We start from the raw sequence: 12,545 nt of genomic DNA, 5'->3' as shown, positions 1-12,545 counted from the left end.
GAATCGTCCCCGATGAGGCCAGTGAAGCCAGCACACAGGCTGGCTTAGTTGAACTCATCCCCCACCGGATACCGGCTGTCATTCAAGCTCTCTTTGATCTTGCGCAAATGCGGCTGGAAATCCACCCCGCGGCGCAAGGTCATGCCGGTGGCCAGCACATCCAGCACCGTCAACTGAATGATCCGCGAGGTCATCGGCATATAGATGTCGGTGTCTTCGGGCAGTGGAATGTTCAGGCTTACGGTGCTGGCCTTGGCCAGCGGCGAGTTCTCGGCGGTTACGCCCAGCACCGACGCACCGTTTTCCCGGGCGATACGCGCCACTTCCACCAGCTCACGGGTGCGCCCGGTGTAGGAAATGATCACGAACAGCTCGCCCGTGTGGGCCACCGAGGCGATCATGCGTTGCATCAGCACGTCGGCGTGGGCGGTGACCGCCAGGTTGAAGCGGAAAAACTTGTGCAGCGCGTCCATGGCCACCGGCGCCGAAGCGCCCAGGCCGAAGAAGTGGATCTGCCGCGCCTGGATCAACAGGTCCACGGCCTTGCTGATCAGGGCCGGGTCCAGGGCCTGGCAGGCGGCGTCCAGCGAGGCGATGGCGCTGCCAAAGATCTTCTGGGTGTAGGCCTCGGGGTTATCATCGGCCTCCACGGCGCGGCTGACATACGCTGCGCCACTGGCCAGGCTTTGCGCCAACTGCAATTTAAGTTCAGGGTAACCGCTGACGCCGAACGAACGGCAGAAACGGTTGACCGTCGGTTCACTGACCGAGGCGGCCTGGGCGAGGGCTGCGATGGAGAAGCGGGTCGCCTGCTGCGGGTTGAGCAGGATGACCTCGGCCACTTTTTTCTCAGCCTTGTTCAATTCTTCGAGGCGGTTCCGGATCTGTTCCAGAAGATTTCGCACGCGGTCCATTCAGTCTTTCCTTCGGGCGACGATGCAAATAAAAGGGTGGCAACCAATCGACGAGTGGCCTTTTGCGGTGGCCTATCCTACTGAGGGTAGCTGAACACCACCACTCGGAATGCGTATTTCCGGAAAATGTTGTGGTTATTACTACATTTTTCCTTGAGTGATGCCTTGAAAAAAGGTATTTGTAGCTTAACTTGATAAAAGAACAAACATCATGCCTTCGATAACCGTAGAACCCTGCACCTTTGCCCTGTTTGGCGCCTTGGGTGATCTGGCGCTGCGCAAGTTATTTCCTGCCCTCTATCAGCTGGATGGCGCGGGGCTGCTGCACGACGATACCCGTATCCTGGCCCTGGCCCGGGAAGCCGGTTCCGAGCAGCAACACCTGGCCCATATCGAAAAAGAATTGCGTAAATACGTCGGCAAGGAACTGGACGAGAGCATCGCCCAGCGCTTCCTGGCGCGCCTGACCTATGTCCACGTCGACTTCATGAAAGCCGATGACTACGTGGCCCTGGCGGAAAAGGCCGGCACCGAGCAACGCCTGATTGCCTACTTCGCCACGCCTGCGGCGGTGTACGGTGCGATCTGCGAGAACCTGTCCAAGGTCGGCCTGGCGGAAAACACCCGCGTCGTGCTGGAGAAACCCATCGGTTCGGACCTGGAATCCTCGCGCAAGGTCAACGATGCCGTGGCGCAGTTCTTCCCGGAAAACCGCACCTACCGTATCGACCACTACCTGGGCAAAGAGACCGTCCAGAACCTGATCGCCCTGCGTTTCGCCAACAGTCTGTTCGAAACCCAGTGGAACCAGAACTACATTTCCCACGTGGAAATCACCGTGGCCGAGCAGGTCGGCATCGAAGGCCGTTGGGGCTATTTCGACAAGGCCGGCCAGCTGCGCGACATGATCCAGAACCACTTGCTGCAACTGCTTTGCCTGATCGCCATGGACCCGCCGGCCGACTTGTCCGCCGACAGCATCCGTGACGAGAAGGTCAAGGTGCTCAAGGCCCTGGCGCCGATCAGCCCGGATGGCCTTACCACTCAAGTGGTGCGTGGCCAGTACATCGCCGGCTACAGCGCCGGCAAGCCGGTGCCGGGTTACCTGGAAGAAGATAATTCCAACACCCAGAGCGACACCGAAACCTTCGTCGCGCTGCGGGCCGATATCCGTAACTGGCGTTGGGCCGGGGTGCCGTTCTACCTGCGTACCGGCAAGCGTATGCCGCAGAAGCTGTCGCAGATCGTCATTCACTTCAAGGAACCGTCTCATTACATCTTCGCCCCCGAGCAGCGCTTGCAGATCAGCAACAAGTTGATCATCCGCCTGCAGCCGGACGAAGGCATTTCCTTGCGCGTGATGACCAAGGAGCAGGGCCTGGACAAGGGCATGCAACTGCGCAGCGGGCCTCTGCAACTGAATTTTTCCGACACCTACCGCAGCGCACGCATCCCCGATGCCTACGAGCGGTTGTTGCTGGAAGTGATGCGCGGCAATCAGAACCTGTTTGTTCGCAAAGATGAAATCGAAGCCGCGTGGAAGTGGTGTGACCAGTTGATCGCCGGGTGGAAAAAATCCGGTGATGCGCCCAAGCCGTATGCGGCGGGGTCCTGGGGGCCGATGAGCTCGATTGCACTGATCACGCGGGATGGGAGGTCTTGGTATGGCGATATCTGAATTGAAACTGCCTCGGGGCGTGACTGCCCACGAGTACCGCACGCCTGTGCTGCTGGCGGACGGCCTGGCCAACGACGTGGCCGAGCAACTGCGCGCGGCCATCAGTGCCCGTGGCGAGGCGACCCTGGTGGTGTCCGGTGGCCGCAGCCCCGTGGCGTTTTTCCAGAACCTGGCCAAGCAAGGCCTGGACTGGTCCAAGGTCACCATCACCCTGGCCGATGAGCGCTGGGTGCCGGTGGAACACGCCGACAGCAATGCCGGCCTGTTGAAGCAGCACCTGTTGCAAGGCCCGGCGGCCAAGGCCAGGTTCCTCAGCCTGTACAGCGCCGCCGCCAACCTTGAAGACGCTGCCGAGCAGGCCGATCGCCTGCTGGCCGAGCTGCCGGCCATTGATGTGCTGGTGCTGGGCATGGGCGATGACGGCCACACCGCATCGCTGTTTCCCAACAGCCCGAACCTCGCCGCTGCACTGCAGGCCGACGGTACCCGCCGTTGCTGGCCGATGCTGGCGCCGACCGTGCCGCACCAGCGCCTGACCATGAGTCGCGCATTGCTGGCCACGGCCCACTACACCGCGCTGTCGATTTCCGGCAGTTCGAAATTGACCACCTTGAGCGCCGCGCTGGCCAGTGACGACGTTGCTGCCATGCCGATTCGCGCGTTTTTGCAACCTACTTTAGAGATTTACTGGTGCCCATGAGCCAAGGATCAGCCGCTATGAAAAGCCCTCAACCGACCGTGTCCATGGCGGATAAAGTTGCCCTGATCGACAGCCTCTGCGCCAAGGCGCGGATCCTGCCGGTGATCACCATCGCTCGCGAGCAGGACATCCTGCCGCTGGCCGATGCCCTGGCAGCCGGTGGTTTGACCGCATTGGAAGTGACCTTGCGTTCCGAGTTCGGCCTCAAGGCCATTCAGGTGCTGCGTGAGCAGCGGCCTGAACTGTGCACCGGCGCCGGCACCGTACTCGACCGCCACATGCTTGAAGCGGCTGAAGTCGCCGGTTCGCAATTTATCGTCACCCCCGGCATCACCCGCGACCTGCTGGAAGCCTCGGTGCACAGCCCGATCCCGCTGCTGCCAGGCATCAGCAACGCCTCCGGCATCATGGAAGGCTACGGCCTGGGCTACCGTCGCTTCAAACTGTTCCCGGCCGAAGTCAGCGGCGGTGTTGCCGCGATCAAGGCCCTGGGCGGCCCGTTCGGCGAAGTGAAGTTCTGCCCGACCGGCGGCGTCGGCCCGGCCAATATCAAGAGCTACATGGCGTTGAAAAACGTGATGTGCGTGGGCGGTAGCTGGATGCTTGACCCGGAGTGGGTCAAGAACGGCGACTGGGCCCGTATCCAGGAAGTCACCGCGCAGGCGCTGGCGCTGCTGGATTGATCTGATTCATCGAATCGTTGTTGCTGTGCTTAACGGCATTTTTGCGGTGCACTTGGTCGGTGTACCGCTTTTTTTTGCCGGTAAAAACCTGAGGCCCGCCTTTAGTCTCTGCTTAGCTCGGTAATGGCATTGACCAGGACATTGATGTCCTCCGCCGACGTCACCAACCCCGGTGTCACGCGGATACAGGTACCAAACGCCGCACCGGTGCGCGTGGTGGTAAACAGCCCATAGTCCTTGAGCATGCGATCCACCATCACCTGCTGATCCCGCCCGCTGAACTTGAATGCCGTGATCCCGCAATACAGCCGTGGATCGTCCGGCGTCAGCACCTCGATCCCCGGCAACGGTCGCACCTGGCTCACCCATACATCCCGCAGGTAACTGACACGCGCACCCTTGGCCGCCGCGCCGCCCATGGCGCGATGTTCTTCAAGCACCAACGGCAACGTCATTAACGCGGGGAAATTCGGCGTGCTGTACGAAGTACGCGCACGCACGTCGGTGGCGGGGTAGTGGAACTCGCCCATGTCCGGATCAATATCAGCCAGGCGTTCGGGGGCGACATAGAGGAACCCCAGGGTCAGCGGCGCGCCGATCCATTTGTGCAGGTTGAAGCCGGCGAACGCAATGCCCAGTTCGGCGAGGTGGAACTCGATCTGGCCCAGTGCATGGGCGCCGTCGAGGATCACGTCAATGGCATGCTCACGTGCAGCCTTGGCGATGGTTTCAACAGGCATCACCAGGCCGGTGCGGTGGGTCACATGGGTCAGTGCCATGAGCTTCAGGCGCGGGTATTGGGCGAACGCATCGCGATAGGTCTGCACCAGGCTGTCGAAACTGGCCGGGTGGGTATGGGACAGTTCTATCACTTCTACACCGCGAACCCCGGCCAACCAGCGCATCGCGCCTTTGACCGTGTCGTACTCCAGGTCGCTGATCAGCACCTGATCGCCGGGTTGCAGGCGGTTGTAGTTGCGGATCAGCGACTGCAAGGCTTCGGTGGCGTTGCGGGTAAAGGCGACTGCCTCGGGGTCGACGTCGATCAGGCCCGCCAGTTGGCGACGGATCTCGACGTTTTCACCTTGCTCGAAGCGCTGGCGCACATACAGCGAGTTGCTGCGGTTGATAAAAGCCACGTGCTCCAGGTACTGCGCCTGCACCTCGCGGCTCATACGCCCGAAGTAGCCGTTCTCCAGGTTGATCGGGCCGGGCTCCAGCGCATAGCGCTGGGCGATGGCCTGCCAGTGAGGTTCGTTGTCGGCATTCCTTGGCATGGTGAGTCTCTTAATGGCGGGGGGCGGGTTTGCCGTGTTTAACGCGCAGCGGTTCCAACAATTCGGACAAGCCGTTGTGGTCGATTTCCTGCATCAATGCCAGCAACCCGCCCAGTTCGCCGTGGGGAAAGCCTTCGCGGGCGAACCAGTTCAGGTAGGGACCCGGCAGGTCGGCGATGATCCGGCCCTTGTATTTGCCGAAGGGCATTTCGCGGGTGATCAGCAGTTCGAGTTTTTCGGGATTCATGGGCTTCATGTGAAGTGAGGCGAGGTCTTCGAAAATACAGGCATTCTGCATGAAGGCCAAATGACAGATCATGCAAATAACGTACATACAGATGGTTCAAATATTTTTAAGTTATTGAAAATAAACATAAAAGTAATTTTTCAAAACCTGGCACGAGCGCTGCAATCATTAAGACAACCCTTCTTCACCTGCCTAAGGAATTGAAAAATGACTGACATCAACAAAGAATCGATCTCCGTACTGAACGACCTGATCGAGACCAGCATCGACGGCCAGAAAGGCTTCAAGGAATGCGCAGAAGACATCAAGCATCCGGAACTCAAGGCACTGTTTGCCAAGCGCTCCGCTGACTGCGCTACCGCCGCCGCCGAATTGAAGACCGCCGTGCGTGCCCTGGGCGGTGATCCGGAAGACTCCGGCAGCGTAGCCGGCGCCCTGCACCGTGGCTGGGTCGACGTGAAGTCGATGCTGACCGGTAAGGACGAAGAGGCTGTGCTGAACGAAGCCGAGCGCGGCGAAGACCACGCACTGAAGGCTTACAAAGAAGCCATCGAGAAGATCAACAAGCACAATCTGCTGGGCATTCGTGACCTGGTTGAGCGTCAGTACCACGGCGTGCAACGCAATCACGACCAAGTAAAAGCCCTGCGTAACCAGGCTCGCGCTCAGTCCTAAGCGCTGCTGTGTAACACATGTGGGAGGGGGCTTGCGCCCGATAGCGGTGGATCAGTCGATATTTCAATGACTGACACACCGCCATCGGGGGCAAGCCCCCTCCCACATTTGTATTGTGTTGGCCTTGAAACCCTACTCAGCCGATGCTGATCGGCGGCAGCTCGGTCAAGGTCACGACCTGCTGCTTGCGTGGTGCAAGAATTTCCGCCTCGCCATCCACGACCAACTCATCGCGCTGGTTGAACACACGGGTGGCAATGCGTACGCGAAACTTCGGCAGCTTCTCGAGGATTTCCAGGCGCACGGTCAGGGTATCGCCGATTTTCACCGGCTTCTGGAAGGTCATCTGCTGGCCGATATAGATAGTGCCCGGCCCGGGCAGCTCACACGCAACGGCTGCGCTGATCAGGGCGCCGCTGAACATTCCGTGGGCGATACGCTCCTTGAACATGGTCGCCTTGGCGTATTCAGCATCCAGGTGCACCGGGTTGTGGTCGCCGGACATGGCGGCAAACAGCTGGATATCACGCTCTTCGACGGTCTTGCTGTAGCTGGCGGTCTGGCCGACTTCAAGGGCTTCGTACGGGGTGTTGGTTACCTGGGTCATCTAAAGGTGCATCCTGTGGCTAATCGGTAATTTAACTATCTGATTTTAAACGTAAATTTATTCGCAGTGGGCCGGCCTGCGCAAGGTCAGGGCCTGGTCGAGCCACCTCAGCACATCGGCGGTGACTTCGTCGCGATTGGTTTCGTTGAACACTTCGTGACGCGCCTGCGGGTAGATATTCAGTTGCAGGTGCTGGCTGCCGGCCTCTCGCAGGGCATGGGCCAGGCTTTTGAGACGCTTGCCCTCACTGACCGGATCACATTCGCCGCCCATCACCAGGATCGGCAGGCCCGGATCGATCTGGGCGAGATTGGACGCTTTGCTGATTTGCTGCAAGCCGCCGAGCAGATCGATCCATAGTTGGTTGGTACAGCGGAAACCGCAGAGTGGATCGTTGATGTATTTGTCGACTTCGTTCGGGTCACGGCTGAGCCAGTCGAACGCGGTGCGGTTGGGCCTGAATGCCTTGTTGAACGAGCCGAAGGACAGGAACTCGATCAACGCACTGCGCCCACGGACACCCTGGCGCAGGCGTTCGGCGCGAGCGATCAGCCGTGCGGCGCGGTACAGCGCCACGGGCTGGAGATTCGAACCGCTGAGAATCGCTCCATGCAGGCTGGCGCTGTGGTGCAGCAGGTAGGCCTGGGCGATATAGCTGCCCATGCTGTGGCCGAGCAAAATGATCGGCAGCCCCGGCTGCTGCTGGCCGATGTGCTGGTTGAGGCTGGCCAGGTCGCCCACCACTTTGTTCCAGCCGTCCTTTTCGGCATACAGGCCCAGCGTACCTTCGTCGGCGGTGCGGCCGTGGCCACGCTGGTCCGGCGCATACACGCCATAGCCTGCACTGCACAAGGCTTCGGCCAGCCGCGCATAGCGCCCGCTGTGCTCCGCCATGCCGTGGGACAGCATGACCACCGCCTTGGCCGGGCCGTCGGGCATCCAATGATTGACGTACAGGCGGCTGCGGTCATTCGCGGTCAGCCAGAAGGTGCTGTGGTTCATGGGGTTCCCTTTCTCAAGGTCTGCTCAAGGTCTGCTCGACGTTGTTGCAGTGTATAGCTCATCTGTCAGGCGACGGGGTATCTGCCTGCGCATCAGGGACAAGATTCATACAATCAATGACGCAATTTGCTGTATTTGCCTGTTTGGCCATAGCTGCTAACGTCCCCCAAGCTCCGCTTTCTATAAAAGCGGCCGGACACCTTCAGGTAAGGGGACAAGAATAATGCAACCTGATTTCTGGAATGACAAACGCGCGGCGGGCGTTCCCAATGACATCGACCTGTCGGCCTACAAGTCGGTAATCGAAGTCTTCGAGCGCTCGTGCAAGGCCTTTGCCGACCGTCCGGCATTCAGCAACATGGGCGTCACCCTGACCTACGCCGAGCTTGAGCGCCAGAGTGCGGCGTTCGCCGGCTACCTGCAGCAGCACACCGACCTCAAGCCCGGCGAGCGCATCGCCGTACAGATGCCCAACGTGCTGCACTACCCGATTGCCGTGTTCGGCGCACTGCGCGCCGGGCTGATCGTGGTCAACACCAACCCGCTCTACACCCCGCGCGAGATGCGCCACCAGTTCAAGGACGCCGGCGTGCGTGCCCTGGTCTACCTCAACCTGTTCGGTTCGCGGGTGCAGGACGTGTGCACCGACACCGAGATCGACTACCTGATCGAAGCCAGGATGGGCGACTTCATGCCCGCCGCCAGAGGCTGGCTGGTCAACACCGTGGTCGACAAGGTCAAGAAGATGGTCCCGGCCTACCACCTGCCGCGTGCGGTGTCGTTCAAGCGCGCCCTGCGCATGGGCGCGGGCCTCGGCGTGACGCGCCATCCGGTGAACCTGGACGATATTGCCGTGCTGCAATACACCGGCGGCACCACCGGCCTGGCCAAGGGGGCGATGCTCACCCATGGCAACCTGGTGGCGAACATGCAACAGGTGCGCGCCTGCATGTCCCAGACCGGCGATGACGGCCACCCGCTGATCAAGGAAGGGCAGGAGGTGATGATCGCGCCGCTGCCGCTGTACCATATCTATGCCTTCACCGCGAACTGCATGTGCATGATGGTCTCGGGTAACCACAACGTACTGATCACCAACCCCAGGGACATCGGCGGGTTTATCAAGGAGCTGAAAAAGTGGCGCTTTACCGGGCTGCTGGGGCTCAACACGCTGTTTGTGGCGTTGATGGACCACCCGGAGTTCAAGAACCTGGATTTCTCCCACCTCAAGCTCACCAACTCCGGTGGTACGGCCCTGATCAAGGCCACGGCCGAACGCTGGGAGCAGATCACCGGTTGCTCGATCGGCGAGGGCTATGGCCTGACGGAAACCTCACCGGTGGCCAGCACCAACCCCTACGGCAACAAATCACGCCTGGGTACCGTGGGCATCCCGGTGCCCGCCACGGCGATGAAGGTCATTGATGACGAAGGCGCCGAGCTGCCCCTGGGCGAGCGCGGTGAGTTGTGTATCAAGGGCCCGCAGGTGATGAAGGGCTATTGGCAGCAACCGGCGGCCACTGCTGAGGCCCTGGACGCCGAAGGCTGGCTTAAGACCGGTGACATCGCGGTGATCGACGAAGATGGTTTTGTGCGCATTGTCGACCGCAAGAAGGATTTGATCATCGTCTCGGGTTTCAATGTGTACCCCAACGAAATCGAGGACGTGGTGATGGCCCATCCGGCCGTGGCCAACTGCGCAGTGATCGGCGTGCCGGACGAGCGCACGGGGGAGGCGGTGAAACTGTTCGTGGTGGCGCGTGCAGAAGGGGTGAGCCTTGAGGAATTGAAGGCGTACTGCAAGACCAACTTCACGGGTTACAAGGTACCCAAGCACATTGTCTTGCGCGACTCGTTACCGATGACGCCGGTAGGGAAGATCCTGCGCAGGGAACTACGCGACATCGCCTGATGTGGATTCGGTAAAAATGTGGGAGTCGCGGTGCGACGATTCGGCTTGCCCCCTCCCACATTTATCGTGTGTCGTCCTGAAGGCCTTATTCCAGAGCCTTTCATCAACGTATTTCACTTCTGTTTAAAGTGTGACCAAATATTGTAGGACAGTCGTGATTATGACTGCGGGGCCCTCTTTAGGCTCTAGTCGGCCCTTGGCAAAGCTGCTACTCTCGGCGCGCTTTGTGACGTCTAGGCCTGCTTGAAAGCGCCAGATTCACCAAAAAAAAACATACACCAATAATAATCGCATCAAATGCGATGATGAATTCGCGTCGCTGAGGAGTGGGCTTCCATGCACGAAGACTTTTGGAAGGATAAGTACCCCGCCGGGATTGCTGCAGAAATCAATCCAGACGAGTATCCGAATATTCAGGCGGTATTGAAGCAGTCCTGCCAGCGCTTCGCCAACAAACCGGCCTTCAGCAACCTGGGCAAGACGATCACCTACGGTGAATTGTACGAACTGTCCGGCGCCTTCGCCGCGTACCTGCAACAGCATACTGACTTGAAGCCCGGCGATCGCATTGCCGTGCAGTTGCCCAACGTCCTGCAATACCCGGTCGCCGTGTTCGGCGCCATCCGTGCCGGCCTGATCGTGGTCAACACCAACCCGCTGTACACCGCGCGGGAAATGGAACACCAATTCAATGATTCCGGCGTCAAGGCGCTGGTCTGCCTGGCCAACATGGCCCACCTGGCGGAAAAGGTCGTGCCCAAGACCGCCGTCAAGCATGTGATCGTCACCGAAGTCGCCGACCTCCTGCCGCCGCTCAAGCGCCTGCTGATCAACAGCGTCATCAAGTACGTGAAGAAAATGGTCCCGGCCTATCACTTGCCCAAGGCGATCAAGTTCAACGACGTACTCGCCAAGGGCCAGGGGCAAGCGGTCAACGAAGTCTGCCCGGCCAGCGGCGATGTGGCCGTATTGCAATACACCGGTGGCACCACCGGCGTGGCCAAGGGCGCGATGCTCACCCACCGCAACCTGGTCGCCAACATGTTGCAATGCAAGGCGCTGATGGGCTCCAACCTCAATGAAGGTTGCGAGATCCTGATCACGCCGCTGCCGCTGTACCACATCTATGCGTTCACCTTTCATTGCATGGCGATGATGCTGATCGGCAACCACAACATCCTGATCAGCAACCCGCGCGACCTGCCGGCGATGGTCAAGGAACTGTCGAAGTGGAAGTTCAGCGGCTTTGTCGGCCTGAACACTCTGTTCGTGGCGCTGTGCAACAACGAAGCCTTCCGCAAGCTGGACTTCTCCGCGCTGAAGGTCACCCTGTCGGGCGGCATGGCCCTGCAACTGGCGGCGGCCGAGCGTTGGAAAGCGGTGACCGGTTGCGGCATCTGCGAAGGCTACGGCATGACCGAAACCAGCCCGGTGGCCACGGTGAACCCGATCCAGCATATCCAGATCGGTACCATCGGCATTCCGGTGCCGTCGACCCTGTGCAAGGTCATCACCGACGACGGTGTCGAGCTGGCCCTGGGTGAAGTCGGCGAACTGTGCGTCAAGGGCCCGCAGGTGATGAAGGGCTACTGGCAGCGTGAAGACGCCACCGCCGAGATGCTCGACAGCGAAGGCTGGCTGAAGACCGGCGACATCGCGATCATCCAGCCGGATGGCTACATGCGCATCGTCGATCGCAAGAAGGACATGATCCTGGTCTCCGGTTTCAACGTGTACCCCAACGAGCTGGAGGACGTGCTGGCGGGCCTGCCGGGCGTACTGCAGTGCGCGGCCATCGGTGTGCCGGATGAAAAATCCGGGGAACACATCAAGCTCTTCATCGTGGTCAAGCCGGGCGCCACCCTGACCAAGGAGCAGGTCATGGAGCACATGCGCGCCAACGTCACCGGCTACAAGGTGCCCAAGGCCGTGGAGTTCCGCGATGCGTTGCCGACCACCAACGTGGGCAAGATCCTGCGCCGCGAGTTGCGCGATGAAGAACTGAAGAAACTCGGTCTTAAAAAGTAATCCAATCCAAATATGGGAGGGGCTTACCCCCTCCCACATTTTTTTGACCGCGTTCTTACACGGCGAACTGCGCGAAGCTCACACCCGCACCCGCCGGCCGCACATCCTTCAAGAACGAATCCTTATCCGCGCTCAGCTCCAGGGTAATCTCCGGCTTGCGCTTGCCCGCGTTGCGCACCACCAGCCCCTCGAGCTTTTCACGCAGGAACACGGTCGGCACCTTCAGGTGCAGCAGCTGGTCGGTCTCGGCGTTGTGCATCAACAGGTGAATCCACTCGTACTGGCCGACGGCAATACGCCCCACCGGCAGATCGAACCACCAGATGTTGCGTTTGCGGTCCAGGTCGGTGAAGTGGCAGTTGTTGACGCCGAGTACGGCACCGCCCAGTTCCTGGTTTCTGCGGGCGATGGCCTGTGCTTTATTGAGTTTCATAACCTTCCTACGGGATCTGTTATTCAGCGTTGGAGCCTGAATGTGCCGGGCATTCTCGTGGGTTGGCTGCAAAACATAAAGCCAAACCTGTCGTTGGCGATGAAATGTTCACCGAAAAATAATTGAAACTCTGCCGAACGGCCTCGGGTCAATCTCTACGTAATGACCAAAACCCTTTGATTGTTCTTTCGGAGAAATACCATGGGCAGCACAGCGGATAAGGCAAAAGGTTTGAAAGACGAAGCCGTCGGTAACATCAAGCAAGGCGTCGGCAAAGTCACCGGCAACGACAAACTGCGCGCTGAAGGCGTCGTGCAGGAAAAGAAAGGCCAGGTTGAAAAAGCCGTGGGCGACACCAAGGACGCGGTGAAAAAAGCGACCAAGTAAGA

Annotated in this window: 13 protein-coding genes; 7 read left to right on the top strand and 6 right to left on the bottom strand. The window is 59.8% G+C overall.

Annotated elements, in window-relative coordinates:
* Nucleotides 1-44: 44 nt before the first annotated feature.
* The gene (locus C8K58_RS28150; RefSeq protein ID WP_169898656.1) at nucleotides 45-905 is read right to left on the bottom strand and encodes a MurR/RpiR family transcriptional regulator; all 861 of its coding nucleotides are present in this window, start codon (nucleotides 903-905) and stop codon (nucleotides 45-47) included.
* A gap of 220 nt (nucleotides 906-1,125) precedes the next feature.
* Here C8K58_RS28150 and zwf point away from each other — a divergent pair, with 220 nt between their 5' ends.
* Genes zwf through C8K58_RS28135 form a run of 3 tightly spaced genes read left to right on the top strand, consistent with a single transcriptional unit; the run spans nucleotide 1,126 to nucleotide 3,975 of the window.
* Entirely contained in the window at nucleotides 1,126-2,592 is a 1,467-nt protein-coding gene (zwf, locus tag C8K58_RS28145) for a glucose-6-phosphate dehydrogenase (protein ID WP_108574743.1), read from the top strand.
* A complete protein-coding gene (gene pgl, locus C8K58_RS28140) occupies nucleotides 2,579-3,292 on the top strand; it encodes a 6-phosphogluconolactonase (RefSeq protein WP_027605597.1) in 714 nt (237 codons plus the stop codon). Before zwf ends, pgl begins: the two co-directional genes overlap by 14 nt.
* Before the next feature lie 17 nt (nucleotides 3,293-3,309).
* A complete protein-coding gene (locus C8K58_RS28135; RefSeq protein WP_026067364.1) occupies nucleotides 3,310-3,975 on the top strand; it encodes a bifunctional 4-hydroxy-2-oxoglutarate aldolase/2-dehydro-3-deoxy-phosphogluconate aldolase in 666 nt (221 codons plus the stop codon).
* 101 nt (nucleotides 3,976-4,076) lie between these two features.
* Here C8K58_RS28135 and C8K58_RS28130 read toward each other — a convergent pair whose 3' ends face one another.
* Both C8K58_RS28130 and C8K58_RS28125 read right to left on the bottom strand, forming a co-directional pair.
* Nucleotides 4,077-5,252 carry an aminotransferase class V-fold PLP-dependent enzyme gene (locus tag C8K58_RS28130; protein ID WP_108574742.1) on the bottom strand — a complete coding sequence of 392 codons (1,176 nt, stop codon included), beginning with the start codon at nucleotides 5,250-5,252 and terminating at the stop codon, nucleotides 4,077-4,079.
* A gap of 10 nt (nucleotides 5,253-5,262) precedes the next feature.
* Nucleotides 5,263-5,499 (bottom strand): DUF3820 family protein, encoded by a 237-nt coding sequence (locus tag C8K58_RS28125; RefSeq protein ID WP_017139191.1) that lies wholly within the window; start codon nucleotides 5,497-5,499, stop codon nucleotides 5,263-5,265.
* A gap of 207 nt (nucleotides 5,500-5,706) precedes the next feature.
* On the opposite strand from C8K58_RS28125, the gene C8K58_RS28120 reads away from it, so the two are divergent.
* Nucleotides 5,707-6,174, top strand: a complete 468-nt coding sequence (locus C8K58_RS28120; RefSeq protein ID WP_010208206.1) for a PA2169 family four-helix-bundle protein — start codon at nucleotides 5,707-5,709, stop codon at nucleotides 6,172-6,174.
* Nucleotides 6,175-6,310: 136 nt separating this feature from the next.
* Here the strand turns inward: C8K58_RS28120 and C8K58_RS28115 are convergent, their stop codons facing one another.
* Both C8K58_RS28115 and C8K58_RS28110 read right to left on the bottom strand, forming a co-directional pair.
* Nucleotides 6,311-6,781, bottom strand: a complete 471-nt coding sequence (locus tag C8K58_RS28115) for a MaoC family dehydratase (protein WP_024077080.1) — start codon at nucleotides 6,779-6,781, stop codon at nucleotides 6,311-6,313.
* A 57-nt stretch (nucleotides 6,782-6,838) separates the two neighbouring features.
* Nucleotides 6,839-7,783, bottom strand: a complete 945-nt coding sequence (locus tag C8K58_RS28110; RefSeq protein ID WP_108574741.1) for an alpha/beta hydrolase — start codon at nucleotides 7,781-7,783, stop codon at nucleotides 6,839-6,841.
* Between the two features lie 223 nt (nucleotides 7,784-8,006).
* On the opposite strand from C8K58_RS28110, the gene fadD2 reads away from it, so the two are divergent.
* Nucleotides 8,007-9,695 carry a long-chain-fatty-acid--CoA ligase FadD2 gene (fadD2, locus tag C8K58_RS28105; RefSeq protein ID WP_108574740.1) on the top strand — a complete coding sequence of 563 codons (1,689 nt, stop codon included), beginning with the start codon at nucleotides 8,007-8,009 and terminating at the stop codon, nucleotides 9,693-9,695.
* Between the two features lie 336 nt (nucleotides 9,696-10,031).
* Nucleotides 10,032-11,723, top strand: a complete 1,692-nt coding sequence (gene fadD1, locus C8K58_RS28100) for a long-chain-fatty-acid--CoA ligase FadD1 (protein WP_108574739.1) — start codon at nucleotides 10,032-10,034, stop codon at nucleotides 11,721-11,723.
* Between the two features lie 55 nt (nucleotides 11,724-11,778).
* Here fadD1 and C8K58_RS28095 read toward each other — a convergent pair whose 3' ends face one another.
* On the bottom strand, nucleotides 11,779-12,156 hold the full coding sequence (locus C8K58_RS28095) for a hypothetical protein (RefSeq protein WP_027605603.1): 378 nt from the start codon (nucleotides 12,154-12,156) through the stop codon (nucleotides 11,779-11,781).
* A 201-nt stretch (nucleotides 12,157-12,357) separates the two neighbouring features.
* Here C8K58_RS28095 and C8K58_RS28090 point away from each other — a divergent pair, with 201 nt between their 5' ends.
* Nucleotides 12,358-12,543, top strand: a complete 186-nt coding sequence (locus C8K58_RS28090; RefSeq protein ID WP_016973106.1) for a CsbD family protein — start codon at nucleotides 12,358-12,360, stop codon at nucleotides 12,541-12,543.
* Nucleotides 12,544-12,545 lie beyond the last annotated feature (2 nt).

This window comes from Pseudomonas sp. GV047, from assembly GCF_003058245.1.
Classification (GTDB): Bacteria; Pseudomonadota; Gammaproteobacteria; order Pseudomonadales; family Pseudomonadaceae; genus Aquipseudomonas; species Aquipseudomonas marginalis.
Note: the sequence above shows the minus strand (reverse complement) of the source record. Positions and strands in the feature narration are given on the sequence as shown.

Excerpts from the sequence above, each read along its gene's own strand:
- zwf (WP_108574743.1), top strand. The coding sequence starts at position 1,126 with ATGCCTTCGATAACCGTAGAACCCTGCACCTTTGCCCTGTTTGGCGCC.
- pgl (WP_027605597.1), top strand. The coding sequence starts at position 2,579 with ATGGCGATATCTGAATTGAAACTGCCTCGGGGCGTGACTGCCCACGAG.
- C8K58_RS28135 (WP_026067364.1), top strand. The coding sequence starts at position 3,310 with ATGAAAAGCCCTCAACCGACCGTGTCCATGGCGGATAAAGTTGCCCTG.
- C8K58_RS28130 (WP_108574742.1), bottom strand. The coding sequence starts at position 5,252 with ATGCCAAGGAATGCCGACAACGAACCTCACTGGCAGGCCATCGCCCAG.
- C8K58_RS28125 (WP_017139191.1), bottom strand. The coding sequence starts at position 5,499 with ATGAATCCCGAAAAACTCGAACTGCTGATCACCCGCGAAATGCCCTTC.
- C8K58_RS28120 (WP_010208206.1), top strand. The coding sequence starts at position 5,707 with ATGACTGACATCAACAAAGAATCGATCTCCGTACTGAACGACCTGATC.
- C8K58_RS28115 (WP_024077080.1), bottom strand. The coding sequence starts at position 6,781 with ATGACCCAGGTAACCAACACCCCGTACGAAGCCCTTGAAGTCGGCCAG.
- C8K58_RS28110 (WP_108574741.1), bottom strand. The coding sequence starts at position 7,783 with ATGAACCACAGCACCTTCTGGCTGACCGCGAATGACCGCAGCCGCCTG.
- fadD2 (WP_108574740.1), top strand. The coding sequence starts at position 8,007 with ATGCAACCTGATTTCTGGAATGACAAACGCGCGGCGGGCGTTCCCAAT.
- fadD1 (WP_108574739.1), top strand. The coding sequence starts at position 10,032 with ATGCACGAAGACTTTTGGAAGGATAAGTACCCCGCCGGGATTGCTGCA.
- C8K58_RS28095 (WP_027605603.1), bottom strand. The coding sequence starts at position 12,156 with ATGAAACTCAATAAAGCACAGGCCATCGCCCGCAGAAACCAGGAACTG.
- C8K58_RS28090 (WP_016973106.1), top strand. The coding sequence starts at position 12,358 with ATGGGCAGCACAGCGGATAAGGCAAAAGGTTTGAAAGACGAAGCCGTC.